Genomic DNA, 24,850 nt, shown 5'->3' on the forward strand with positions numbered 1-24,850 from the left:
CGTCAGGGCATCAGTCATGGTTTTATCTTCAAACGTTTGAATTAACTGCGCCGCTTTTTTGGGCTCGGTTTTGTATATACTGAGACAAGCCTGTTCCATGCTGTGCTGGCGAACTGTCGTTTGCCGCAAGGGGATTGAAGTCATGCGGGCATTGCGTAAAGGACAGGCGGAAAACGTTTATTTCGGCCACCCCTGGGCGAGATGCGTCTGGTGAGCAGAATTTTTGAGGTTTAAGACCTTTCTGTAATACAGAAGGCTACCTTATCAAGAAATTTGCAACAGTGCCTGCAAACTGCCCCCTTTTATGCATGAACGGGCGGCGCAGGTTGACAGGCGATCGTTCGGATAATCAACCCTCAATACTAATTGTGTTGATGTGTTTGATACTCAAAGGGGAAATTGGACCTTCAACTTGCACCTCATCTACAGCGAGATAGTTGGAATGTATCGCATCTTTAGCTAACGCCAGAGCTTCATCCTGTGGAATACCCAATTCTCGAATAGCTAGATTAGCAATGCCATTAATCAACGATGTTGGATTTTTATCCATATTTTCTCGAAATGAGAAAACTTGTTGTTTGTTGGTTTCTATTTGATAGAGATGATATTTTTTGCTCTGGCCTTGATGCTCTATCATATGGATAAAGTCTTTAACCTTTTCTTTTGAGGTTGACGCAAATACGGTATTTTTACCAAATACACGAACCTCACAAGGCTCATTACTGTTGGTGCCAGAAAAACCAAATTTCCTAATCGTTGCTGGGGAGCGTGTATCTGCACGATAGACAGTTGTGTTTCTCACTGAGCTAACTGATTTTGCGAAGGTAACATTTCCTGCTTTGGGGGCCGGAGGGGAAGGTGTTTTATAGAAGCTAGACACGAATGATGTGATTTTTCCTGAAAGCATATTAAACCTTGTCCTTTAATAGAGCTACAAAATTTATATATCTTTCACCGGCCAAAGATATAAAAAATCGCCTCTTTATATGTTGATTTTTTGGGAACGATTGGTTTTCATCTCTGCAAGAAAGAGCCGCAGTTCCCCGCATGCAAGAGAGGGTATTGCCAGCTGGTGACAGTAAGAGTGTTGAATGGCCACCAGTAGGCGCGCATTTTGCCAGCATATGATCAGCAGGCAACATTTAAGAAACGAATGCTCGCAGTTTTGGTGGCGGCTGTAATCGCGTAGGCTGCTTCTTTGAAATAAAGAAAGGAGGCAAGCTCCCTCTTACTGCCTTAATGGATACATAATCGGGGTAATACGCTCAGTGGAACGAAAACTCACGTTAAAGAGTATTTTCTTTACAAACCAGCGCCAAACCATATACAGTCCGGCGTTACCGGGCATCAGTAGGTCTTTTCAGAGAAGTAATGAGCTTGCTGCTCAAGCCTTAATCCTCTGTAACTAATGCAAAAATAATTTTATTGAGATAACAACGTTTTTTGATATTAAAGACATTATTATGAATCAATAATATTGGACTAAATTTTTACCAGGGTTACTGGATATCGGTGCATTATGCATCTAATACTCACATCGCAGCTCATGTATTTCATGATTTAAACGCCGCATCTAAATTGGCCAATAAAAATCCATCCCAAAAAAATCTCAAGCTTCTACAAAGACTATCTGGTGTGAAAAACACAAGTGAGAATATAACAAAGAAGTGCGATAATATATCTTATCAGGCTCAAAAATATTTTTTGATTGGTAAGTCAACAGCACGGTACAGATAAGCCCACCGGCCGTTAACTCTGATACAGGTTTCATCGAGATACCAGGAGCAGAATGCTGAAGGATTACGCCAGTACCCGCGCAGCCGTTTTTCCATTTCAGGCGCATAACGCTGAACCCAGCGGTAAATCGTGGAGTGATCAACGTTGACACTGCGTTCGGCCAGCATCTCCTGCAGTTCATAATAGCTGATACCGTATTTACAGTACCAGCGCACCGCCCACAGGATGATGTCGCGCTGAAAATGCCGGCCTTTGAATGGGTTCATGTGCTGCTCCATCAGCAAAAGGTGACGGTGAGTTTATCACCTCCCGATTTTTGCAACAGTGGCTCTCAAAAACCCATAGGATAACAGGAAATTCTATTGATTGAAGACATCACCTAAAAAACTATCTTATCCTTCTTGAGCCTCCGCGAGTCAGCTCAATATCTTTACCACTTTAAAACCAGAAGGCGTCTGTGATCTGGGTTTGCGCATACTGCCTTGTAGTGTCTTGATTAAGCCTGTTGTGGTCAGAGAACGCTGTAGGTTCAGCAAACTTTCCGGATAGTATGCCGTCAGGGTGAGTTGCTCAGCACCAGGCGCTGGCCAGGCAGATAATCGAAATGTGATATTAATTTCTTTACGATCTAATAATATTTCTTTCGTCGTTTTATCTCAATTCACATATATCCAGGAGAAACCCATGCTATCCCCCATCAATCGCGCTATCCCGGGCCCCTCTTCATTATCATCCCCAGCCACGGTAAATTATCAGAGATCACTAACAGCCTGGAATAACTGGGCAAAAAACGCACCACCAGGAAGTAATGAAGAGCGGGATAAATCAGTAGAGATTCTTAAAAGTTGTACAATAATGCAGCGATCAACCCTTGATTTATCTGATTTGAATCTCAGTTCTTTGCCCCCCTTTCTGCCAGGCCATATAACAGAACTCGATTTATCACGCAATAATTTGACCACGCTGCCTGATGATATGTACAGGCTGGAAAATCTGGAGAGATTATTTCTGAGTGATAATTCTCTGACCTCGATTTCAGCTAACCTTCCCGCCAGACTTCATGCTCTATACATTAGCAATAATCAACTGAACATATTATCACCGGATTTTTTTCAGGATTCTCAGATTCCCAATGATAGAATAATTGACATCAACGACAACCCACTCACTACGCTTACTATTCTCCAACTGGAAGATTTTACAAGGAATTATCCCACCGGGCCGAGGTTTTATTTTTCCCCGCCAAAACGATGGGCTTATCCATCTTCTTCATTTACTAATACAGCCCTCCACCCCAGATATCTTGAAGATCATATAACATCGCTGTTTTCAACTGCAGCCAATATAACTCAGGATGAACTGAACCAACTGAATGACTGGTATCACTGGCATACATGGGCAAAGGCGGTACCCCCGGACAGTGATGAAAAGCGAGATATCGCACTACAAAATATCATAAAGTGTGCAACATATAAGTTAAAGACTCTTGATTTATCTCATTTGAATCTGAGTTCTTTGCCCCCCTTTCTGCCAGAGCAGCTAGAAAAACTCTACTTATCATCCAATAAATTAAGCGTACTACCTGATAATATAATCAGGCTGAAAAAAATGAATTTATTATATATCGATGATAACCTTCTGACTGAGTTTCCTCGCGAGATACTCAATATGAGAAATCTGGAGACGTTAAATCTGCACAAAAATAAACTGACTGAACTCCCTCGTGATATAGCTGGCCTGGAAAAGCTTCAGATATTAGAGCTGAACGAAAATGAAATAATTAAACTCCCTCACGAGATAGCCCGTCTGAGAAATACTGAGATATTAGAGCTAAGTAAAAATAAACTGGATAAATTTCCCGAACAGATAACCAACCTGAAAAAACTGTGGCAATTAGATCTGAGCTATAATCAGCTAACTAAAATACCTGAGGAAATAAACAAAATAGAAAATTTACAATTTCTAAAGCTAGACCATAATAAGTTAACCACGGTGCATGAAAATATAACCAACCTGACACAGCTGGAAGAATTAGATCTAAGTGATAATCAACTGAAAGAACTACCTTTGTCTTCTGCTCTGTCTGCCTGCCTCAACATTGATATCACAAATAACCCACTTACAGAAGATGCAATTTATCATATACGCTTGCTTGCAGAGCATCGTGGTCTTAGAATTAATTTTTCCGCCCCCTCTGTACCAGCTATCCCCGATCAGAGCCTGATACTGCAGACAGATCAATCCCCCTTAACTGCCCTGAAAACTGTTGTGAATCTGGCAGAAAAAGCCGCTCAACATCCATCTGAAGTAGCAAAAACCATCGCAGACGGAAAAATCAGCCACAGCCTGGCCAGCCTGGCTGAAAAAGGGGGCATGAGCTATGTTGTTGATGCCTATATTTCTCTTATTGAACTGATATATAAAGACAAGCGCCTTGACGGGCAGGCGGTGATAAATAACTTACTTCCTGCTACAGAACATGATAAGAATAAATCTCTGTTTTATGCCATGATCGGTGCAAAATGGCCTGCAGATGCGGTAACAAGAATCTGTGCTCTGCTGGCAGATATAGCAGAAAATGAGACTTATCGTGCACAAATCATCCATCACTTATCTCTGACACAATCAGGCTATAGTTTCCCGTTTCGCGCTGCACTTTCTGCCCCAGCTGATACTTACAAACTGGCTAAACGTGCCGATAAAATTAATGAAAACAATAGCGCAAAGCACTGGCTGAAAGAAAGCCAGCTTATTCCTAAAAAACGAGGATTATATAAGCTACCAGCGGGCGTTATCAGCAACAAAGATATAATCCATGAGACAAGCTATGAATCATTGCTGAACACCATTACAAACATAACTGTCCCTGAAACCATTTGTGCCTGGGAAAAGAGCCTAGAAGAAAAAGCCTCACTTGCACGGGCTGTAGAATCAGCAAAGCAAGCCTTTGATGATATTAATACCAGGAACGAAAAAGTTAAAAAAAGGATAGCAGATGATATGTCAACCGCTGCTGAAAAGCATAATGCCCAACAGGAAGCACTGTTTGATGCCAGCAAAAGACAAAAAGTTGTACTGGATAAAGCAAGACAGGCCTCAAAAGCAGAGAGAAATGCAACCAGAACCCGTTCAGATAAATACTCTGTCCCCGGAACGTCTGCAGAATATATTACCAGCAATAAAGCGTCTAGATATAATACAGGAATTAAGCCCAGTACAGCTGATTATGCTAGCCACCATAGTAATGTGACAGATGAATATTTAGAAAGCAGATTTCAGAACATCAGATCTAATACAGCACAATCTGCTGTTGCCAGCCATAGCAGAATAGAAGATATAGAAAACAGACTTCTGGATTTAAAAATGCCTGATGTCCCTGAAAATGATGAAATAGCATTGCGGCGGTCAGAAAGATTAAAGCTAAAAAAATAGCTATCCCTGCCTGACACCAGAATATGACCTTCCCCCTGAAAACAGTTCAAAGCTAAACTGGCGTATCCTGTCTTTTTTTCACTTCACCGGGAGGTATATCCGCCATGAAAAAGACCCGCTATACCGGAGAACAGATTGCATTTGCGCTGAAACAGGCCGAAACCGGTACCCGCGTTGGGGAATTCTGCAGAAAGCTGTTTCTTCAGCCTGCCTGCCCGGTAACGGCTCAGGGGGTCACCTGCTGCAGTCATCATCGCGGACAGACTGCGGGACCCCGCTGAGCCACCACTCAGAGCATGAAGCCGTTTCAGCTCACTGTGCAGCGACAGCTGTTTTACATCAACCGGACGGTGTGCCTGACGCTGATAAGTTGCGGTGCAGATTCAGGGCGGTGCAGAGCCGCCTTACCGGATAATGCGCTTTCAGTGCCGTTATCAGCGTCTGTTTCTCAGGCTGTCTGACATTAAGCGCGCGGACGCTTTTTTTACTATGTCATTTTCTTCCTGTAGCCACCTGGGCTGCTTTTCCAGCTCACGAATACGCTGTGCCTCTGTGGTCAGTGGCTGCCGGCTCAGGATAACCCCCTGCTGCTCCTGCCTGAAACGCCTGACCCAAGTTGCTCATGGCGAATTGACTGACACCCGTAGAGCGGGCAGCTTCTGCAATACCATCGCCCTGACTGAGAACCAGGCTGGCGGCTTCCCGTTTAAATTCTGAGCGGTATGAGCGGTTGCCTTGACTTTAGGTGATGCCTTCAATCAATAGAATTTCCTGTTATCCTATGGGTTTTTGAGGTTTCCTGTTGCTACTGTTATCGTCCATTGTCCCCGATGCCATTCAGATGAAATTTATCGCCATGGTCGTAGTACCTCACGACATGAGCGCTTTCGGTGCCGGTTATGTAAACGTGTTTTCCAGCTGACCTATACTTATGAAGCGCGGAAGCCCGGAGTCAAAGAGCAAATCGTTGATATGGCCCATAGCGGCTCCGGTGTGCGCGATACCGCCAGAACGCTGAAGATCGGGATCAACACAGTCATACGTACTTTAAAAAACTCTCACCCCGCAGGATAACCTCTTCTCCGGTCGCTCACGCTGATGTGGCGCTTATCTGTGAACTTGATGAACAATGGAGCTTCGTGGGCAGTAAGGCAGTCCAACACTGGCTCTGGTACGCGTACAACACCAAAACTGGCGGTGTACTGGCCTCCACCTTCGGGCTACGGAATGATGAGACCTGCAGAGAGCTACTGGCGCTGCTGACGCCCTTCAACACTGGCATGATAACGAGTGACGACTGGGGCAGTTATGGCAGAGAAGTGCCGAAGGAGAAGCACCTGACAGGTCAAATTTTCACACAGCGCATTGAGCGTAACAATCTGACGCTCCGAACCCGTATCAAACGGCTGGCTCGCAAAACGATTTGTTTCTCACGCTCCATCGAGGTCCACGAAAAAGTCATCCGCTCCTTTATCGAAAAGTATATGTTCTACTAATTGTAGTCATTACCCTATTTCCTTATAAATAAAGTTACGATGATGCTAACGTTTGAACTTTACAATCTCACATATTGATAAAATAACCATCACAAATACAAAAAATACGGGGATAAGCCAGATTGGACTGTCAGAAAAAAAACCTGAACTAAAGCAAAAATTATTGTCAGCGCTACCGGGCCATAATAAGAAATCAATGATCTGAATACCCGTCTGAAAAACCTTTTAATAAAATTCATCATAATTATCGAATCATTCTAGTGATGATATCTGCAATACCATCATCCGATTCCCATTGTGCTTTAAACGCCTCAGCCCGCTCAAACAATGGCTCTATCAAGAAGTACATCATTTCTAGTTGTTGCATGTAGAGTGCAAAGTAATAGGCTGGTATTGGACGTGTAGGCGATGGGCACTATCTGCCGCTTTCTGTACCACGCCGTATATGCCAATAACCCCTACAACCTCGCCTGCTCTTCGACCTACCAGTGCACTGAGTTCAAGACTTAGATTCATGCCTGCTGCAACAAATGATGCTGTCGCCAGAGCAAACCCAGCGTTTGTGAGTGAACTGGCAGCAATATGGATATTAACAGCCATAAGCATTTGTTTGATGCGCTCCAGTTGATCGGAGGTTTTATGTTCAAATACTTCTTTGAAATATATTTTGAGCATGTCATACGCAACATTGCCATGTTGAAAAAGATAAATAACGCCGTTTCTGAATCGAATGTCTTCGGTCTTTTGTTTCTGGCAGACATCCTGATATTCATCCGTAAAACAGGATGTGTAATACATAACTAGGGCGACTGTCATTGAGCAAACGAAAAAGTTCGGGGCGCTCCAAGCGTGCGCCTGATTCATTCTCAGCATAATAGTTACAGATGATGACATTATGCTCACGAGCAAAGCAATCAAGCATATCGCGGGCACGTTGTGCATCCTGCTCACTGGTGGAAGCCCGCAGGTAGGCGCGTACAAACATAGACATGGTACTGTTAGAGTTCTTTGGTGACACCGGTCTGGTTAGGATTAGTACTATCACTATAAACAGTACCGGATTCTGCCAGTCCGGTATAGAGATACCCATACAGTATCCGCTTCTATGTAGTTCAGAGAAAACTACGCTATAATGAATCTCTCCATAGCTTTGGTCACCCCATGATTGCACTGGAGTTAATCAGGCATAGATCCCGGAGAAGTCCTTTTTATTCGTTATGCGGCTGATTCTCAATTAGCACCTGCGTTTTAAGACACTTTGAAGAAAACCGTCTTTAAAATGCAGAGATTATCATTTAAAGAAAAGGCTGTCTCATCGCTAACTTTGCAACAGTGCCTTATTCAGGATATCTTAGTTTTGTATGATCGGCTTCTCTATCGGGCCGCTCAGAACATATGTCATAGAGTCAGTCTCTAATGTTTTTTTATCAATTGTCATATCATCGCTAAGCATATTAATTTCTATCACACCTCCTTTATTAACCAGCATAGCCATTGTGTTAGCTACTCTTGATTTATTTTCACCAACAAGAATTGAAGGCTTATTATAATCAAAGGAGAGTACTTTTTTTTTACTGCCAATGGTTTCTCCATGCCCGCAAAAAGCCATCATACAGATATCGAAATTATCATGAAGATAACTGGAAAGCGTCTCAATATCAATTTCTTTGTCGGTATCGGAAGTTGATCCAGTCATTTTATTATGACTCTCAATTATAGATTTTGAACCATCTTTTTTTGTTTCCCATATGGATTTGTCATTACCAGGTTGCCCACTATGAAATGCATAAAAATAATTATCTTTCAAACCATAAACCATGGTGCAACCGGAAAGCTCACCACCATGAATAAGTAATGGTCTATCTGGTGTAAGTTGATTTATATCAAGTCTGAAACCTACCGTTCCACAGTTGCCACTGTCTAATTGAATTATTTTTAAATCATGATTAAATGTTTGTTTGTTATAATAGTTCCCTATTGGGGTGCCTGGTATTATTTCTGCTGATTTGATTTTATCTCCGTTGTAACATTCAATTCCAAAATTTACACTGGATATATTTTCTCTCAGGATCCCATGGTTTTTATCGCTTATTATATAGTCATATGTGACAGGTAAATTATCATTCTTAGCTTCCATAGATATAATTCCTTTGCCTATAAACGGCCTGATGTTTCCATTCATAACACTAGCGCTTTCTTTTAATAGTTCTTTTTTCTCGCCAGTTGTTAGTTTTGTTACTACCCTATTAAATCTTGATGTTTCAATAAAATTACTTCTTGCAGTACATCCTGAATCAGGCAAAACATAAGACTTACTTATAAGCTCTCTCATGTTAGGTTTTTTTTCTCCTCCACTATGAGAAAAATGGTGATTAAAGAATCTCCTTATCATTGTAATAGGCGTGTTTTTCGCACTTTTAACGCTATTAGTAAATTGTGAATTATTGTCTTTGCTATTTATTTTAGGAGCAGTGATATTATTGACAGTATAAGAACGACTATTATTGAATACCTTCATAGTATATTAAACCCTTTTTTAAAAACCGTATATTTAAAATATTATTAAAACGATTACTATAAAAAAATGATAAAATTAAAGCATTGTAATACGCATCAGGATTGCGCGGAACGTTCTACCTCAGAAGATGAAGCATATCTGATGATGGATGGCGTAAAAACTGTTATGCGCGAGCTGGCTGAGTCCGGGAGTTGCATCTACCGGTAGAGCTGCAGGCAGTCTGCGATTTCAGTACCCTCAGACTGGAGTCAGGAAGTTTAGTCGAGGATAACCTGCGCCCCTATTTCAGCGACGTGCTTTACAGTCTGAGAACCACTATCGGTGATGATGGATATATCCACGTACTCATCGAGCACCAGTCCACTCCTGACAAACACATGGCGTTCCGGCTCCTTCGTTACGCGGTTGCCGCCATGCAACGCCACCTTGACGCCGGATATAAAAAGTTGCCGCTGGTAATACCCGTATTGTTCTATACGGGAAGGCGTAGTCCCTATCCATATTCGATCCGCTAGCTGGATGAGTTCACCGATCCTGGGGTGGCCGGAGAACTTTATAACGGTAATTTTCCTCTTGTCGATGTTACGGTGATTCCTGACGAAGAGATCATGGGGCACCGCAGTATGGGCGGCCTGAAGCCCAACCGTACGAAAATGTACGCTAAGTGCTGTTTCTAATCAGCCATAACTGATCAATATTAATAAACATGCATGTTTTCATATTGTTATGATTACTAAGTTGCGAGTACACTTAGACTGGTAATTTTCACTTGGTAAAAAAATACCAACCTTTGTAGATGTTTTCACTTACAATTTACTTACCTGTGGTTATTAATTTCTTTTCCACGAACAGCACCATATTCAAGTAATATACCAATCATTTCCTTTTTATTGTATTTAATTGCATTGTCTAACATTGTATCACCAGAATTAACGCTCCTGAATGCATGGTTCGGTTCCACTAACCCACGTTCCAAAAAATCTTTAAGAATTTTTTCATCCGCAGAGTGATCGCTTAGTGAGTACTCAATATCCTCATATGAAGTTGACATTTTTATTACATCCTTCCCAGTAAAACTGAATTTTGAGAATAACAAATCAACAACATCTTTTTTAGCGTGTTTTATAGCAAGCCCCATAACTTTACATGCATCATCCTTGTTTCTCATATGTACCGAAAGAGCTTAAAAATTAGATGCTTTAACCGCATCCCTCGCACTTATTTCTCGTAACTTTACTTCTTTAAAAATATACGTGCTAACCATTCTCGGGACATGGAACTCTGGTTGAAATACAAAATTTAGAATTTTGTCTAAATTTTTATCGTCTAGTTCTTTATTCATAGCAAATCTTTTAAACTCTGTATCATTGCTGTTTCTAAGGAAATCTATGAGGTGTAATCCCAGTGCAAGTTTCATGTCTTTAGAATTAAAGATAGGAGTATCTTTTGTACCTTTATCTCCATGAACTCTACGGTAAATTTCATTTCTTACCTCAGAGAATTGAGCTATGAATTCCTTATGTTCGTGCATAAATGCAGGTGGTATTCTGTTATCAAAATGATCAGTCAATGTCAGATACCCATGGGGAAACTGCTCATCAACTATATAAGCATTGGCTCCGAAATCTACAGTTGAATGGCGGGTATTGAGAGGGAGTTGAGCCTTATCATCAGAAAATGCAACGCCAAAAAAAACAGAATCCTGATTGCTTAAACATCTTATATCTTCTGAGTACGTATTTTTTTGCAGTGCTAATCTCATTAGATTGCAACTTATTCAACGACATGATGTTAAGTATTCCAGAGGCATCTACCGAATTTGAATTACTTTGATGTCTGAAATGGATTTTTGCATCTACCACTTTACTTAGCAAAACCCTTTCCTGCGAGGTTAAATCTTGGGTTTTTTCTTTTATTTTTGTTAAATAGTTTTTAGATACATCATTAAGATGCTGTAGTGATTGTAATGAAGATTTCCGTACTGATGAATCTGTTAGAGCGATGCCTAATTCTTTGAAATGATCACCCTTAAAAAACATTTTATTATAGCTCTGAGCTGCTATTGTTTTCTTAAAAAATGCTTTTATTACATCCGCACTTCTGTTCTTAAAATCACTACTCTTAAGTATTGTATCCGGAGAGTTTTGTACAGAAATGACATTTTTCATGGTGTTACTTCGTTCCCTTCCAGTTTCTCTATCTGGCTGAAGACAAGCGAAATTATTTTGCTGACCATTTACTAATGAATGCGTTACCTTCATAACTTTTCTTTCCTTATATACACATTTATCTATACTAAACTTATCGGGAAGGGAACGAACCATCCCGGCACAGTCCCCTAAAGGAATGGCAATTCCGTTCAGCGCCAATGTTAGCTTTTTCCGGGCTGGGCACTGTTGCAAATTTCTTGATGAGGTAGCCTTCTGTATTACAGAAAGGTCTTAAATTTCAAAAACTCTGCTCACCAGACGCATCTCGCCCAGGGGATGGCCGATGTAAACGTTTTCCGCCTGTCCTTTACGCAATGCCCGCATGACTCCAATCCCCTTGATGATGGCATATGCCGTCTTCCTGGATTTAAATCCCAGCGTGGCGTCGATTATCCGTTTCAGTTTGCCGTGATCGCATCCAATGACGTTATTCCGGTACTTAATCTGCCGGTGTTCAACATCAGGCGGACACCGACCTTCCCGCTTCAGTAACGCCAGCGCGCAACCCTCGGTGGGAGCTTTATCGGTGTTGATGAGGTGGAGGATCTGCCAGCCTTTCACGTTGTTCAGAATCTTTCCCAGAAACCGATATGCCGATTTGCTGTTACGGCGCGGGGAAAGGTAAAAATCGATGGTGCGGCCTGAGCTGTCAACAGCACGGTACAGATAAGCCCACCGGCTGTTAACTCTGATACAGGTTCCATCGAGATGCCAGGAGCAGAATGCTGAAGGATTACGCCAGTACCCGCGCAGCCGTTTTTCCATTCCAGGCCCATAACGCTGAACCCAGCGGTAAATCGTTGAGTGATCAACGTTGACACCGCGTTCGGCCAGCATCTCCTGCAGTCCATAATAGCTGATGCCGTATTTACAGTACCAGCGCACCGCCCACAGGATGATGTCGCGCTGAAAATGCCGATCTTTGAATGGGTTCATGTGCTGCTCCATCAGCAAAAGGTGACGATGAGTTTATCACCTCCCGATTTTTGCAACAGTGGCCTTTTTTGTAACTTACCAGAAAAGTATTTGCTGTAAATGCTCGTCAAGGTACATAGGTTCACGCTAGGATGAGAGTAAAACCTACAGCAATGAGGACGTTATGGCAATTAAGCTAATTGCGATTGATATGGATGGCACTTTGCTTAACCCCCAGCATGAGATCTCTGAGGGCGTTAAGGCGGCGATTACGGCGGCTAAATCACAAGGTATTATCGTTGTACTGGCGACGGGTCGCCCTTACGTTGGCATTGAGCGCTATCTGACAGAGCTTGATTTAAAACGTGAGGGTCAATATGCCATCTCTTATAACGGTGCCCTGGTGCATCGGACTCTGGATGGTGAATTGGTTTCCGAAGTGAGCCTGGGTTTTGATGATTACCTCTATTTTGAAAAGCTAGCACGCGATCTAGGCGTTCATTTTCAGGCGCTGGATAAAACGGCGCTCTACACGCCAAATAAAGATATCAGTGAATTCACTATCCACGAGTCTTACCTGACCGGTATTCCAGTGCGCTACCGCAGCGTGGAGGAGATGGATAAGCAATTAACTTTTCCCAAAGTCATGATGATTGACCCCCCCGAACTGTTAGATGCGGCAATCGCCCGCCTGCCGCAGGCAGCTCGCGATAACTACACCTTAATGAAAAGCGCGCCCTACTACCTGGAGATACTCAATAAGCAGGTGAATAAAGGCTATGGCGTCAGAATGCTGGCCGGCCTGCTGGGGATCAGTTCGGAAGACGTGATGGCGATAGGCGATCAGGAAAATGATATCGCGATGATCGAATACGCCGGGGTTGGCGTGGCGATGGGTAATGCCATAGACTCGGTGAAATCCGCTGCCCGCTTTGTAACCCGTACGAATAGGGAAGATGGCGTGGCTTATGCGATTGAGCGATTTGCCCTCTGAGGATGAGGGTGCAGTAAATTCAAATCTCAGTCGGGCGCTATTCTATTCAGCCTGCTTAGCAGAATAAATAAATGAAAACAGGCGCTGGCAGGCAGCGCTTCTGACGTTAAGTCCGCTGCGGGTGGCGAAAGAATCGGGTGTTCCGGCGTAGTCCCCCTACCTGAAGTATATGAGTCGCCTCAGACTGGAAGATGACTGGAAACGACGGCCAGCTTGATGTCCAGCTGGCCCAGTTGCCGCTGGATCTCTTCGCGTAAGCTGCTATCTGTCACGATATCCGTCAGGGTATGCAGATGGGCGACGTTGAACAGCGACCAGGCGCCATACTTTGAACTGTCCGCCAGCAGGACGCGGCGTTTGGCATTAGCAATTAAATCACGTTTTAGCGCCGCTTTCTCTTCCGTGGGTGAGGTAATACCGCGGATAATATCCCACCCGTTACAGCTGACAAAAGCCACGTCCGGCCACACATTTTGCAGCAGCCGTCGACCGTGTTCACCGATGCAGGACTGACTCGAATCATCGATACGTCCGCCGATAATCGTGACTTCAATCTGTTTAAACTCCGAGAGAAACAGCGCAATATGAAGGTCGCTGGTGATCACGCGTAGCGGCAGATGCGTCAGCTGACGGGCGAGTTCAATCATCGTGGTTCCTGCGTCCAGCACAACTGCATCGCCCGCTTTTACAAAACTCGCTGCTGCGCTGGCAATGGCCCGCTTTTCCACCAGGCTGCGTTGCATTTTTTCATGCGTCGTGGGCTGGGATGGGATAAACCGGTTAAGAGTGACACCACCGTGAGTGCGGTTTATCACGCCTTCCTGATCGAGCTTAATCAGATCGCGGCGGATCGTCGCCGGAGAGGCGTCGGTGATTGCCACCAGTTGATCCACCGTCACCAGGTTGTGCCCTTTCAGATAATCCATTATCTGCTCTAGCCGGTTATATCCCTTCATATCATTCCCGTGTAATTTGCATGGCCAACTGAATCGATACCGTCATGCTCTCAGACTTCGCTTTACCGGTCCACGCAATGTCAAAGGCGGTCCCGTGGTCGGCAGAGGTGCGAATAAACGGCAATCCGGCAGTGATATTCACCCCGTCATAAAACCCGAGTAATTTTAACGGAATATGCCCCTGATCGTGATACATCGCAACGACCATGTCATACATTCCTTCGTGACACTGCATAAATACGGTATCTGGCGGACAAGGTCCGGTGACATTTATCCCCTGCGCTTTCATCGCCTCGACGGCAGGCCCGACGAGGGTGATCTCTTCATCGCCAAACAGACCGTTTTCTCCCGCATGAGGGTTAACGCCTGCTACGGCAATGCGGGGAGCACTGAAACCCACGCGTTTCAGGAACGTATCCGCAATACCGATGACGGTTTTTATCCGATCCTGATTGAGCGTATCAAGGAATTTACGCAGCGCAATATGGGTGGTGATATGAATCACTTTCAGCTTATCGGTATACAACACCATCGCGTAGTCTTTACTGCCGGTTAAATGCGCCAACAGCTCGGTATGGCCCGGGTAGTGATGCCCGGCAAGGTGCAGCGCTTCTTTGTTCAGTGGCGCCGTCGCGATCGCTTTCACCTCGCCCGCCATCGCAAGTAGGGTGGCGCGTTTCACGCAGCGATAGGCCAGATCCCCGGCCTGAGCCTGAACAATGCCAGGCTTGAGGGCATCAGGATCTGCCAGCGGTTCGTCCAGAACGTTAATTACTTTCGGCGAAAATTGTGCATCACTGACCTTATCGATCACACGAATATTAGCCTGTTCCACGATACCTTGCTTCAGTACCCTCTGCAGCGTACGGGCACACCCCACTACAACAACAGGCGATCCCGACAGCGCCCCTTCGGTAAGAGATTTGATAATGATTTCCGGTCCAATGCCCGCCGGGTCACCCATTGTTACCGCAATGATATTAGTCACTCAGTCTCTCCTCGATAAAATGCAAAACCTCAAGCAGTGTCTCAGCGGTTCCGAAGCCCCCTGCTTTGGTCATGACCGGCCGGAGCCAGGCACAACCCAAAAATTTGCCGTAAGGCACGCACCGTGCAATACGTCCTGTAATTTCAAAACCTTGAGCCTCTAGCGATTTTGCTACGGCCATCGCTACATCGCCGCCAGAGACATACAATGCATCCGGTGTCTCCGCATCCAGCACATGCCGGGTAAGCTCTCCCAAAAAGGCGCAGATCGTCTCCCCAAGTGCGGCTCGGGTTAACTGGTAGCGCTGGCAAAGTCGTTCAATCTGATAGCGTGCATTGTGGTCCGGGCAGGTGTGAACGATGCAGTGATGGCCAGCCTCCAGCGCCTGAGCGATCTGCGTGAGGTATCCCGTCGTCTTACCCTGCAGAATATCCTCAACGTCAATGACGACCGACGAAACGCCCGATGCTTTCTGGATCAGCGCAATCTGGTGTTGAGCGACTTCGCTCATTGAGCCGACTACCGCCAGCAGTTGTTTATGGCGAGCGGGGGCAAGATGGCGTGCCAGCGCATCGCATAACCCGGCTGATCCCACCAGCAATGGCATCTGCGTACAGGTCAGCGCGGCGGCGATAATGGCGTCCAGATCATCATCGGTTGCTGCATCCACAATGAGCAACTCCGTTCCCTGGGCCAGTTCGGCTTCCAGCGTGTGCAGGGTTATGGCTTTGCCAGTGAGATCGGTAAAAAGGTCTGCAAGATTTGCAGAGGGTACGGGGGTTTTGGGATCACTGGCAAATTCAGTTTCATTCACCGGTTTGCCATTCACCAGACATTTACCCTGCTGCGTGATCCGCCCGGCAGCGGGGTACGCAGGGGCGAAGATGATCTGTCGCTTATTGCTTAACACCTGAAGGGCTTTGGTTTCAGCGCCCACATTTCCGCGCAGCGTTGAATCAATCTTTTTAACCAGCCATCGCGCATTGACGATATCTGGCCCAAGCTGAGCAATGTTCTTAGCGGCGTCTGACGCCAGTAACGCCCGGGAGTCGGTATTAATGATCAGCGCATCGGTTGCTTCGCGAAAAGGGAGTTGAAACGCCACGCTCACCTTTTTGCCGCTCAGCGCCAGGCTGACACCTGCATCGTTAGCACCGGTAAAGTCATCCGCGACCACGACCACTTCCCGGTACAGTTTGTTCTCTTTCATCCCCGCTCCAGGTTCACCGCTTCGCCATTGATTATATTTAATCACAATTGATTAAGTGTGAGCAACTTCAAGTTATTAAGTTTGCGAATAATTTATAAATTTAGCCTTACGATGACTATGGTTGTCATTTTTTGAGCGAAATCAATCATGGACATAGAGAAGGAGAAAAATGTGGTAACCATCAACAGCACCATTATTAGCGGCGCAGGCGCCATTCCTGCCATCAGACCGCTGCTCGCGGGCAAAGAGCATCTTCTACTGGTTACTGACGGCAATATCTCGCGGCTGGAAGCGGTAAAACAGATCCGCACGCTCCTTGAAGGCGACAACCGCCGCGTCACTCTTATCGAAAATGTTCCCCCTGAACCCTCCCACCATGATGTCAACCGGATAATGGGAAGCATAAATAACGATGCGTTCGATTTGGTGGTGGGGATTGGCGGCGGCAGTGTACTGGACGTGGCAAAGTTGCTCTCTGTGCTGTACCACCCACAGTCTCCTGGCCTTGAAAGTTTGCTGGCGGGGACAAAACCCGTTGCACGTATCGCGTCTTTGTTGATCCCCGCCACTGCCGGGACAGGCTCGGAAGCGACGCCAAATGCTATCCTGGCGATTCCAGAGCAAAACACCAAAGTGGGGATAATCTCTCCCGTTCTGCTCCCGGATTACGTCGCCTTGCTACCGGAACTGACCATCAGCATGCCGGCGCACATTGCCTCATCGACGGGTATCGATGCGCTCTGTCATCTGATCGAGTGTTTCACCTCGACAGTCGCCAATCCGGTGAGCGATAACGCCGCCCTGATCGGGATTTATAAGTTACTGAATAATATCGAAGTTGCCTGTGCCGAGCCGGAAAATAGGGTGGCGAAGCTTGAGATGCTGTGGGCTTCATACTACGGCGGCGTCGCCATTGCCCATGCAGGAACACATCTGGTTCATGCACTTTCTTATCCACTAGGCGGTAAATATCACCTGCCGCACGGCGTCGCCAACGCCATTCTACTTGCGCCCTGTATGCGCGTCATTCGTCCATATTCAGTTGAAAAATTCGCCCAGGTTTGGGATCGGGTACCGGGTGCAGATACCTCGCTATCAGATGAGGATAAATCTCACGCGCTGGTGGCGTACTTTGCGGCACTGGTCCGCAGGCTCAACCTACCAGATAACCTCGAAGCACTTGGCGTTCCGCGCGAGGAGATCGCCGCGTTGAGCGAGGCCGCGCTTAACGTTAAGCGTCTGATCAATAACGCGCCTTGTCAGGTGAATCACGACGATGTGCAAGCCATTTACCGGACGCTGTTTCCTAAAATTGAAATCGAAGGAGTGAGTAATGCGTAACAACATCAGGGGCGTTCTGACGGCGATTGTCACACCCTTTGACGCAGATGGCGCCCTTAATCTGATGGGTCTGAAGCGGCAGATTGAACGTCAACTTGGCGCAGGTAACGGCATTTTTTGCGGGGGTACAAACGGCGAGTTCTTTGTGTTGAGGGAACAGGAGAAAATCGCCTTGACCCGCACCTGTGTGGAGACCGTGGCCGGGCGCGCGCCCGTTGTGGCACATATCGGTGAGATCTCGACCCGCGAAACCATTCGTCTCGGTAAACAGATTGCGTCGCTGGGCGTGGATGCCGTCTCGGCCATTACCCCCTGGTTCGTTCCGTTAAAACAGGCTGAACTGATCGCGCACTATACGGCCATCGCCGATGCGCTAAACGTACCGGTTTTCCTCTACAACATTCCGGCGCGGACTGGCAACACCATTGAGCCAGAAACCGCCAGGACCCTGGCCGGACACCCGAACATTATCGGTATTAAAGACAGTGCCGGGAGTTACGAGAGCCTGAACGGCTTCCTCAATGCGGTCAGCGATATTACGGATTTTGATGTGCTGAATGGCCCGGACTCCCTCATCCATCAAGGATTTGTTGATGGGTGTTCTGCCTGTATTTCCGGGCTGGCAAACGTGGCACCGGCTGCGATTAACGCCATCTGGGCGCGTTTCAATGCTGGCGACATCGATGGCTCCTGCCAGGCACAGAAGAGCGTCACCCAATTGCGTACTGACTTATACAACGTGGCCTTCTCTCCTGCCGCAGTTAAAAAAGCGCTGCAGCTGATGGGTGAGGATGTCGGAGAGAGCCGTTATGCCGTCATATTTAGCGAGCAGCAGTTGTTGCAGATACGCCGGATAGTCGAAACGCCCCTTAAGTAAACGGCGCCAGCTTAGTCAATAAGAATTCAGGGTACAGGTCAGTGTGCCCCACATTCACTCGCCCAGAAGAGAGGCAAAGATGAATCATTTTACCGCTGAAAATACCCTTATTATTGTCGGTATTGTCGTTGTCTACATCCTGTTTACAACCTGGCTGACCTTTCGTATCCGCAGTAAAAACTCCGGCGATTTTATGGAAGGCTCCCGCGTGATGCCGGCGTTTATCGTTGGGATCCTGCTGATGTCTGAGTATATCGGTGCCAACTCTACCATCGGTACGGCGCAGGCCGCATTTGAAAGCGGCTTTGCCGCAAGCTGGTCTGTCATCGGCGCGGCGATTGGTTTCCCGCTGTTCGGCCTGCTGCTGGTAAAGCGTATCTATAACACTGGAAAAATCACTATCTCCGGGGCGATAGCCGAGAAGTACGGCAACAGCACCAAAAATATTATCTCCATTATCATGATCTACGCCCTGCTTCTGGTTAACGTAGGCAACTACGTGAGCGGCGCAGCGGCCATTTCAACGGTTTTGAAGGTGAATCTGCCGGAGGCCGCCTTTATAACGGCTGTCGTCAGCACCTTCTATTTTGCCTTCGGCGGCATGAAAGGTGTGGCTTGGGTCACTGTATTACACAGTGCACTGAAATACTTCGGTATTCTGGCCATCATGGGCTTTGCGCTGTTTAAAACCGGCGGCTTCACGCCGATGATTAAACACATGCCGAGCTTTTACTGGACCTGGGACGGCAAACTCGGCGCCTCGACCATCTTCGCGTGGCTTATCGGTACTATCGGCTCTATCTTCTGTACCCAGTTTGTGATTCAGGCGGTCTCATCCACTAAAGACGTTAAAGCCGCCAAGCGTGCGACCTGGGTTGCGTTCTTCTTCTGCCTGCCAATTGCGCTGGCTATTGCGGTGATTGGCGTGGCGGCAAAATATCTGCATCCGGGGATCAATAGCCTGTATGCACTGCCAGTCTTCCTTCAGTATATGAACCCCTGGCTGGCGGGTATCGTGACCACCTCGCTGGTAGCGTCGATCTTCGTCAGCGTCAGTACTGTTGCCCTGGCAATCGCTTCGCTGATAGTGAAAGACTTTTACGTCCCGATGCGCAAACCGACGCCTGAGCAGGAGTTTAAGGCCACCCGCTGGATCTCTCTGCTGATCGGTTTTTTACCGCTGATATTTGTTCTGCTGGTGCCTGAAATCTTGAAACTGTCGTTCTTTACCCGCGCCATACGCCTGTCGATTTCCGTTGTTGCCGTTATCGCGTTCTATGCCCCTTTCTTTCGCAGCACTCGCGGTGCTAACGCCGGCCTGATTGGTGCCTGCGTAGTGACCTCGATCTGGTATCTGCTGGGCAACCCGTTTGGCATCAACAATATGTATATAGCTCTGGTGACGCCGGCTCTGATCATGGTGATTGACCGCTTTATTCCGGGGAAAGTCGTGGGTAAAGCGCCCCTCCCCGCAGAAAATAATGGAGTCTGATATGTCTGTAACTGTAATCCGGGATGGAATTGTCCGCCCACAACCGCAGGATGTTCATAGGGAGAGCGCTATGCTGCCTTCTTCCTGCCCACAGAACCATGCGGCCAATCTCCTGCCGCTGCCGGATGGCTCGCTGATGTGCGTCTGGTTTGGCGGTACTCAGGAAGGCATTGCTGATATCTCCATATGGGGCTCGCGCCTGGCCCGTGGCAGCCAGCAGTGGAGCGATGCGGTAAAGCTATCGCACGACGCGACGCGCTCTGAGCAGAACCCGGTGCTGTTCCAGGCTCCTGACAACGTACTCTGGTTATTGTGGACCGCGCAAGTCTCCGGCAATCAGGACACAGCCATTGTGCGCTATCGTCAGTCTCACGATCTGGGCAACAGCTGGGGAGAGATTAAGACCCTACTCGACAAGCCTGGTACTTTTATCCGTCAGCCGATCGTGGTACTGGATAATGGTAACTGGTTGCTCCCGGTGTTTTACTGCCGTACGCAGCCGGGCGAGAAGTGGGTCGGCAACGACGATATCAGCGCGGTAAAAATTTCTCAGGATCGGGGAAAAACCTGGCGCGATGTCGAGGTCCCGGAAAGTGTGGGCTGCGTACATATGAACATCACGCCGCTTCACAACGGTAGCCTGGTAGCCTTATTCCGTAGCCGCTGGGCAGATAATATTTATTACAGCCGTTCGATTGACAACGGCGAAAGCTGGTCAGTACCGGAACCGACAGAACTGCCCAATAACAATTCGTCAATTCAGGTTACGACGCTGACAAGCGGTGAACTGGCGCTGGTGTTTAACCCCATGAACGCAGCCGGTGCGCTGGAACGTCGCGCTTCGTTGTACGATGAAATTGACGATGGTGATGGCCGCAAAGAGCCGGTCGTCACCAGCGGCCGGGCGGCTTTCTGGGGCGCGCCTCGTGCGCCGATGACGGTTGCTATTTCACCAGACGGCGGGAACAGCTGGCCATGGCAACGTCATCTGGATGAAGGCGATGGCTATTGTATGACCAACAACTCGATGGAAAAGCTGAACCGTGAATTCTCTTACCCAAGCATTAAGCAAGGCTCTGACGGCAGTTTGCATATCGCGTATACCTATTTCCGCCAGGCTATCAAGTATGTACATGTGACGCCGGAATGGATTAAGGGAGAAGAATGATTATTGGGCATCTCAACGCGCTGCCGCTGGCAGGGTTGCCTCCAGCGCTGTTCGCGCTGCTTTCTCATTCGGATTGTACTCTGCAGACGCTGAGCGCCCGTGATGATGGCCGCTGGCAGAGGAAAAATGCGGCATGGTTCTGCCATATCGGCCCGGCGCAAACGCAGCCGCGCGCGCAGCGGCACACGGAGTATCATCACCAGTTTGCTGATATTCAGATTGTGTTAACGGGTGACGAGCTGATTTATGCCGGAGCGCTGCCCGTTGGTCAGCCGGATGACGAAGAGCGCAAACCGGATCTGTTTATCGCATCAGGCTGTGAGCCTGATGTCGCTATCCGTCTCGGCGCAGGTAATTTTGCGGTCTTTTACCCAGGGGAGCCACACCAGGCGCTGTGCGCCGTGAGGGCGCCCATGACGGTGCGCAAAGCGGTATTTAAAATCCCCCGATCGATGCTGGAGATCTGAAATGCGCCACGCCGTGGTTACCGGAGCCAGCTCCGGCATTGGTGAAGCGATCGTGAAACATTTACTGGCCGATGGTTGGCAGGTCACCGGGCTTAGCCGACGTATTGTCTCGCTGGACACGCCTCATTTCACCAGTCTTAATGTTGATATCACCGATCCTGAGGCGTTCAGTCTGGTATTGTCGCACCTCTCACCGCCTGAAGCGGTGATACATGCCGCAGGGATGATGGCCGCTGCACCGCTGGGGCAACTGACTAACGAGACCAGTACGTCTCTCTGGCGACTGCACGTGCAGGCCTGTGAGATCCTGTTTAACTATTTTGCTCCCCGCATGTCAGCAGGAGGGCGCTTTGTCGCAATAGGCAGCAGAACATCCAGTGGTGCGGCAGGACGTTCGCAGTATGTTGCTACCAAAGCGGCGATGGTGGGGATGGTCAGAAGCTGGGCTGCGGAACTTGCCCCAAGAGGGATCACCGCAAATGTGGTCGCTCCGGGGGCGACACAAACGCCGATGTTACTCGCGCCGGGGCGGGAAACGTCTCCGCCAAAATGCCCGCCGATTGGTCGGTTCATCGCTCCGGAGGAAGTTGCCAGCCTGGTCGGTTTTTTACTGAGTGAGGCATCCGCTGCTATTACCGGACAGGAGATTGTGATATGTGGTGGCGCCTCGCTGGCATGAGCGCCAGCTAAAAAAATAGCCAGCTCACCGTTTATTTTCGCCTCCCATCAGAGGTCTCAGGCAGCGGACCGGGTGCTTTGCGTGGTGCAAGATACCCTTTGTCTTCATCGCGAAGTGCCCCATCCAGCTCAGGGCAGACCATTGACTTTCTACTGACAGCCAGGCGGGAGGCAACAGCGGGGCTGCGTTTCTTTTGCATGGTCATTCGCCATCACGGTGAACCAGCAGTGGTGACCCGCGATAACCGTGGTGCCAGCACCGCAGCCCTGAGCACGCTGAACGCCGGCAGGCCGGAAGAAGAAACCATCACCATCAGGCAGAGCAAATACCTGAACAACCTGGTGGTGCAGGACCACCGCAATATCAGAAGACAAATTAAGCTGATGACCGGATTCAAATCATTCCGGCGGGCACAGACACTTCTGGCTGGCATTGGACTGATACATCTGTCGCGTAAAGGGCAGTACCGAACTCCGCACGGGGATAGCTCATCCCAGGCAGAACAGTTTTATCGGCTGGCTATGAAAAAAATCAGTCGAAGTTACGGCAACCAGCCAACCTTGATGTGGCAGAGCCTCTATTGTGCTGGTCGGATAAGTGAAGCCGGTTGGTTAAAGGGCTGCACCGGGCGGTAAATTCGCGTAGCTTGTCGACAGTAAACTCATTCAGGACGTTTCAGTATGGAAAAACAGCTTACTATCGCGGCGCGAAATCACCAACTCACCAACATTAATGTCTGGACGGCCGACAGCCAGTGGCTGGTTTATGACGTGCGACCGTCGCAATCCTCCTTTACCGGCCTGACGCTGGAGCGCGTTAACCTGAGTGGCGAAAGCGAGGTACTTTATACTGCGTGCCACGGAGCGCACGTGGGGGTGGTGACTGCCAGTCCCACGCACCCTCAACGTTATCTGGCGATCCACGGTCCGGAATATCCCGAACAACGCGGGCATTATGATTTTCATCATCGCCGTGGTGTGGTCGTCCAGGGCGGCGTAGCGCATACGCTGGATGCCTGTGATATCACCCCGCCTTTTACCCCGGGCGCTTTGCGTGGCGGTACCCATGTTCACGTTTACAGCCCGGATGGCAGGCGCATAAGCTTTACTTACAACGATCAGGTTATGCGCGAGCGTGATCTCCGAGAAGATGTGCGTAATGTTGGTGTGGCGGTGCCGCTTGGCGCTGTTCGAACGCCCAGACGGCATCCGCGTGAATATGACGGTAGTCACTTTTGCGTGCTGGTCAGCCAGACGACATCGGCTCCGCGTCCGGGTAGTGATGATATAAGCCGGGCTTACGAGGAAGGATGGGTGGGCCAGCGTGGTTATTTACGTGCGGATGGTCGCCGTCAGTATTCGGCCTTAGCGTTCATAGGCGATACGCGCAACGAAAATGGCGACACGGTAGCGGAAGTGTTTATCGTCGATCTGCCGCTCGCGGATGCTGAATTTGCCATTGCCGGCGCTTATCCGCTACAGGGTACGCCTGCCCGCCTGCCCGCACCGCCGGCAGGGATTACTCAGCGCCGCCTGACGTTCAGCCATCGTCGCCGCTGGCCAGGTATCGTCAACCAGCCGCGCCACTGGTTGCGTAGTGCGCCTGATGGCAGTGAAATCGCTTTTTTGATGAAAGATGAGCAGGGGGTGGTGCAGCTTTGGGGGGTATCACCCTGTGGAGGTGCTCCGCGCCAGATAACCCGTAGCAAATGGTCAATGCAGTCAGCGTTCAGCTGGCATCCACAGGGCGGGCGGCTGGCAATTATCTGTGATAACAGTGTAATGGCGGTTGAGGCGCACAGCGGTGAAATGCAGCGCTTGACAATACGTAGCGATCAGCCTCCCGGCAGCGAAGCGGTAGTCTGGTCACCAGACGGGCGCTATATCGCTTTTCTGCGTCAGGTTGATGGCTGGCAACAAATCGTTATCACTGATGCTCATTAACCGTCAGCGGCGCTGACTGAGACAGGCTTTCATTGGTGCCTGACCGCTTTTCACTGCGCAGAACCCGCTCCCGTAGTGAATCCTGACTTTTGTCCTTGCCGCTGCGAAAATAGTCCATTGGCAGCAGCAGCGTGTCCATCAGTGCAGAGAAGGGGAGATCGATAGCGGCCAGCGAACGTAACGGCCAGCTGTTATTGCTGTCGGCAATCATATCGCCGCAGGCTCGGGTACCAGGATAATAGCCTTGATCGGGGCCGGTATGGGTCATAATACTGGAGCAACCGCTACCGACCAGCGAAAGACAGATCACTATTCCCGCCTTACGCGTTATTTTTAGCGCTATCATTTTATATCCCTACAGTCCTGCTCACCAGGCTGAGTTAAGTTACCGCTTTACGGAAGACCATTTCGGCCACGGTGTTGGCTC

At 48.1% G+C, this 24,850-nt stretch carries 19 protein-coding genes and 9 pseudogenes; 15 read left to right on the forward strand and 13 right to left on the reverse strand.

The window, feature by feature from the left end:
- Window positions 1-127 precede the first annotated feature (127 nt).
- A pseudogene (locus BM191_RS16600) lies at window positions 128-234 on the forward strand (IS6 family transposase); the annotation flags it as partial.
- A 115-nt stretch (window positions 235-349) separates the two neighbouring features.
- Here the strand turns inward: BM191_RS16600 and BM191_RS13265 are convergent.
- Window positions 350-880, reverse strand: coding sequence for a hypothetical protein (locus BM191_RS13265; RefSeq protein ID WP_177203343.1), 531 nt, complete (start codon window positions 878-880; stop codon window positions 350-352).
- Window positions 881-1,715: 835 nt separating this feature from the next.
- Window positions 1,716-2,003, reverse strand: a pseudogene (locus tag BM191_RS13270) (IS6 family transposase); the annotation flags it as partial.
- 418 nt (window positions 2,004-2,421) lie between these two features.
- On the opposite strand from BM191_RS13270, the gene BM191_RS13275 reads away from it, so the two are divergent.
- Window positions 2,422-5,169: a leucine-rich repeat domain-containing protein gene (locus BM191_RS13275; protein ID WP_092878959.1), complete on the forward strand. Its 2,748-nt coding sequence runs from the start codon at window positions 2,422-2,424 to the stop codon at window positions 5,167-5,169.
- A gap of 104 nt (window positions 5,170-5,273) precedes the next feature.
- Window positions 5,274-5,381: pseudogene (locus tag BM191_RS17230) on the forward strand (transposase); the annotation flags it as partial.
- Window positions 5,382-5,700: 319 nt separating this feature from the next.
- Here the strand turns inward: BM191_RS17230 and BM191_RS17580 are convergent.
- Window positions 5,701-5,892 (reverse strand): annotated as a pseudogene (locus tag BM191_RS17580) (transposase); the annotation flags it as partial.
- A 66-nt stretch (window positions 5,893-5,958) separates the two neighbouring features.
- Here BM191_RS17580 and BM191_RS13285 point away from each other — a divergent pair.
- A protein-coding gene (locus BM191_RS13285; RefSeq protein WP_092878963.1) for an IS1 family transposase occupies window positions 5,959-6,665 on the forward strand; the annotation gives its coding sequence in 2 pieces (ribosomal slippage) (window positions 5,959-6,217 and window positions 6,217-6,665; 708 coding nt in all).
- Between the two features lie 244 nt (window positions 6,666-6,909).
- Here BM191_RS13285 and BM191_RS13295 read toward each other — a convergent pair.
- The 3 genes and pseudogenes from BM191_RS13295 to BM191_RS13305 all read right to left on the reverse strand — a co-directional run.
- Window positions 6,910-7,463 (reverse strand): annotated as a pseudogene (locus tag BM191_RS13295) (hypothetical protein); the annotation flags it as partial.
- A pseudogene (locus tag BM191_RS13300) lies at window positions 7,450-7,650 on the reverse strand (recombinase family protein); the annotation flags it as partial. The pseudogenes BM191_RS13295 and BM191_RS13300, both read right to left, overlap by 14 nt.
- Window positions 7,651-8,016: 366 nt before the next feature.
- Entirely contained in the window at window positions 8,017-9,183 is a 1,167-nt protein-coding gene (locus tag BM191_RS13305; RefSeq protein WP_092878965.1) for a cytotoxic necrotizing factor Rho-activating domain-containing protein, read from the reverse strand.
- Between the two features lie 66 nt (window positions 9,184-9,249).
- Between BM191_RS13305 and BM191_RS17660 the strand changes: the two genes are divergently transcribed.
- Window positions 9,250-9,390 (forward strand): DUF7706 family protein, encoded by a 141-nt coding sequence (locus tag BM191_RS17660; protein ID WP_456236154.1) that lies wholly within the window; start codon window positions 9,250-9,252, stop codon window positions 9,388-9,390.
- Window positions 9,372-9,821: pseudogene (locus BM191_RS13310) on the forward strand (Rpn family recombination-promoting nuclease/putative transposase); the annotation flags it as partial. The gene BM191_RS17660 and the pseudogene BM191_RS13310, both read left to right, overlap by 19 nt.
- A 179-nt stretch (window positions 9,822-10,000) precedes the next feature.
- Here BM191_RS13310 and BM191_RS13315 read toward each other — a convergent pair.
- From BM191_RS13315 to BM191_RS13320, 3 genes and pseudogenes are all read right to left on the reverse strand, one after another.
- Window positions 10,001-10,945 (reverse strand): annotated as a pseudogene (locus tag BM191_RS13315) (T3SS effector OspC family protein).
- Window positions 10,854-11,552: a hypothetical protein gene (locus BM191_RS17235; RefSeq protein WP_230479593.1), complete on the reverse strand. Its 699-nt coding sequence runs from the start codon at window positions 11,550-11,552 to the stop codon at window positions 10,854-10,856. The pseudogene BM191_RS13315 and the gene BM191_RS17235 overlap by 92 nt, the downstream one beginning before the upstream one ends.
- Before the next feature lie 72 nt (window positions 11,553-11,624).
- Entirely contained in the window at window positions 11,625-12,329 is a 705-nt protein-coding gene (locus BM191_RS13320) for an IS6 family transposase (RefSeq protein ID WP_092878967.1), read from the reverse strand.
- 163 nt (window positions 12,330-12,492) lie between these two features.
- On the opposite strand from BM191_RS13320, the gene yidA reads away from it, so the two are divergent.
- Complete coding sequence (yidA, locus tag BM191_RS13325) at window positions 12,493-13,302, forward strand: sugar-phosphatase (RefSeq protein WP_092878969.1); 810 nt, start codon at window positions 12,493-12,495, stop codon at window positions 13,300-13,302.
- A gap of 179 nt (window positions 13,303-13,481) precedes the next feature.
- Here yidA and BM191_RS13330 read toward each other — a convergent pair whose 3' ends face one another.
- From BM191_RS13330 to dtnK, 3 genes are read right to left on the reverse strand one after another with little or no spacing between them, the layout of a single operon-like run.
- A complete protein-coding gene (locus BM191_RS13330; protein ID WP_092878971.1) occupies window positions 13,482-14,258 on the reverse strand; it encodes a DeoR/GlpR family DNA-binding transcription regulator in 777 nt (258 codons plus the stop codon).
- Between the two features lies 1 nt (window position 14,259).
- Window positions 14,260-15,246 (reverse strand): D-threonate 4-phosphate dehydrogenase, encoded by a 987-nt coding sequence (locus tag BM191_RS13335; protein ID WP_092878973.1) that lies wholly within the window; start codon window positions 15,244-15,246, stop codon window positions 14,260-14,262.
- Entirely contained in the window at window positions 15,239-16,456 is a 1,218-nt protein-coding gene (gene dtnK, locus BM191_RS13340; protein WP_092878975.1) for a D-threonate kinase, read from the reverse strand. The genes BM191_RS13335 and dtnK overlap by 8 nt, the downstream gene beginning before the upstream one ends.
- 171 nt (window positions 16,457-16,627) lie before the next feature.
- Here dtnK and BM191_RS13345 point away from each other — a divergent pair, with 171 nt between their 5' ends.
- The 8 genes and pseudogenes from BM191_RS13345 (at window position 16,628) to BM191_RS13380 (ending at window position 24,423) form a co-directional block, all read left to right on the forward strand.
- On the forward strand, window positions 16,628-17,797 hold the full coding sequence (locus BM191_RS13345; RefSeq protein ID WP_092878977.1) for an iron-containing alcohol dehydrogenase: 1,170 nt from the start codon (window positions 16,628-16,630) through the stop codon (window positions 17,795-17,797).
- On the forward strand, window positions 17,790-18,674 hold the full coding sequence (locus BM191_RS13350) for a dihydrodipicolinate synthase family protein (RefSeq protein WP_092878979.1): 885 nt from the start codon (window positions 17,790-17,792) through the stop codon (window positions 18,672-18,674). Before BM191_RS13345 ends, BM191_RS13350 begins: the two co-directional genes overlap by 8 nt.
- A gap of 79 nt (window positions 18,675-18,753) precedes the next feature.
- Window positions 18,754-20,166, forward strand: coding sequence for a sodium:solute symporter family protein (locus BM191_RS13355; RefSeq protein ID WP_092878981.1), 1,413 nt, complete (start codon window positions 18,754-18,756; stop codon window positions 20,164-20,166).
- 1 nt (window position 20,167) lies between these two features.
- Window positions 20,168-21,334: a sialidase family protein gene (locus BM191_RS13360; RefSeq protein WP_092878983.1), complete on the forward strand. Its 1,167-nt coding sequence runs from the start codon at window positions 20,168-20,170 to the stop codon at window positions 21,332-21,334.
- Entirely contained in the window at window positions 21,331-21,801 is a 471-nt protein-coding gene (locus BM191_RS13365) for a YhcH/YjgK/YiaL family protein (protein ID WP_092878985.1), read from the forward strand. Before BM191_RS13360 ends, BM191_RS13365 begins: the two co-directional genes overlap by 4 nt.
- A gap of 1 nt (window position 21,802) precedes the next feature.
- Window positions 21,803-22,480 (forward strand): SDR family NAD(P)-dependent oxidoreductase, encoded by a 678-nt coding sequence (locus BM191_RS13370; RefSeq protein WP_092878987.1) that lies wholly within the window; start codon window positions 21,803-21,805, stop codon window positions 22,478-22,480.
- A 116-nt stretch (window positions 22,481-22,596) separates the two neighbouring features.
- Window positions 22,597-22,998, forward strand: a pseudogene (locus BM191_RS13375) (DDE-type integrase/transposase/recombinase); the annotation flags it as partial.
- Window positions 22,999-23,160: 162 nt separating this feature from the next.
- Window positions 23,161-24,423 carry a DUF3748 domain-containing protein gene (locus BM191_RS13380; protein ID WP_092878989.1) on the forward strand — a complete coding sequence of 421 codons (1,263 nt, stop codon included), beginning with the start codon at window positions 23,161-23,163 and terminating at the stop codon, window positions 24,421-24,423.
- Here BM191_RS13380 and BM191_RS13385 read toward each other — a convergent pair.
- Window positions 24,407-24,769: a YceK/YidQ family lipoprotein gene (locus BM191_RS13385; protein WP_092878991.1), complete on the reverse strand. Its 363-nt coding sequence runs from the start codon at window positions 24,767-24,769 to the stop codon at window positions 24,407-24,409. The two genes, BM191_RS13380 and BM191_RS13385, sit on opposite strands and share 17 nt — an antisense overlap.
- Between the last annotated feature and the right edge of the window lie 81 nt (window positions 24,770-24,850).

It is taken from the genome of Izhakiella capsodis (assembly GCF_900115045.1).
In the GTDB taxonomy this organism is placed as follows: domain Bacteria; phylum Pseudomonadota; class Gammaproteobacteria; order Enterobacterales; family Enterobacteriaceae; genus Izhakiella; species Izhakiella capsodis.

Excerpts from the sequence above, each read along its gene's own strand:
- BM191_RS13275 (WP_092878959.1), top strand. The coding sequence starts at position 2,422 with ATGCTATCCCCCATCAATCGCGCTATCCCGGGCCCCTCTTCATTATCA.
- BM191_RS13305 (WP_092878965.1), bottom strand. The coding sequence starts at position 9,183 with ATGAAGGTATTCAATAATAGTCGTTCTTATACTGTCAATAATATCACT.
- BM191_RS17660 (WP_456236154.1), top strand. The coding sequence starts at position 9,250 with ATGATAAAATTAAAGCATTGTAATACGCATCAGGATTGCGCGGAACGT.
- BM191_RS13320 (WP_092878967.1), bottom strand. The coding sequence starts at position 12,329 with ATGAACCCATTCAAAGATCGGCATTTTCAGCGCGACATCATCCTGTGG.
- yidA (WP_092878969.1), top strand. The coding sequence starts at position 12,493 with ATGGCAATTAAGCTAATTGCGATTGATATGGATGGCACTTTGCTTAAC.
- BM191_RS13330 (WP_092878971.1), bottom strand. The coding sequence starts at position 14,258 with ATGAAGGGATATAACCGGCTAGAGCAGATAATGGATTATCTGAAAGGG.
- dtnK (WP_092878975.1), bottom strand. The coding sequence starts at position 16,456 with ATGAAAGAGAACAAACTGTACCGGGAAGTGGTCGTGGTCGCGGATGAC.
- BM191_RS13350 (WP_092878979.1), top strand. The coding sequence starts at position 17,790 with ATGCGTAACAACATCAGGGGCGTTCTGACGGCGATTGTCACACCCTTT.
- BM191_RS13355 (WP_092878981.1), top strand. The coding sequence starts at position 18,754 with ATGAATCATTTTACCGCTGAAAATACCCTTATTATTGTCGGTATTGTC.
- BM191_RS13360 (WP_092878983.1), top strand. The coding sequence starts at position 20,168 with ATGTCTGTAACTGTAATCCGGGATGGAATTGTCCGCCCACAACCGCAG.
- BM191_RS13365 (WP_092878985.1), top strand. The coding sequence starts at position 21,331 with ATGATTATTGGGCATCTCAACGCGCTGCCGCTGGCAGGGTTGCCTCCA.
- BM191_RS13370 (WP_092878987.1), top strand. The coding sequence starts at position 21,803 with ATGCGCCACGCCGTGGTTACCGGAGCCAGCTCCGGCATTGGTGAAGCG.
- BM191_RS13380 (WP_092878989.1), top strand. The coding sequence starts at position 23,161 with ATGGAAAAACAGCTTACTATCGCGGCGCGAAATCACCAACTCACCAAC.
- BM191_RS13385 (WP_092878991.1), bottom strand. The coding sequence starts at position 24,769 with ATGATAGCGCTAAAAATAACGCGTAAGGCGGGAATAGTGATCTGTCTT.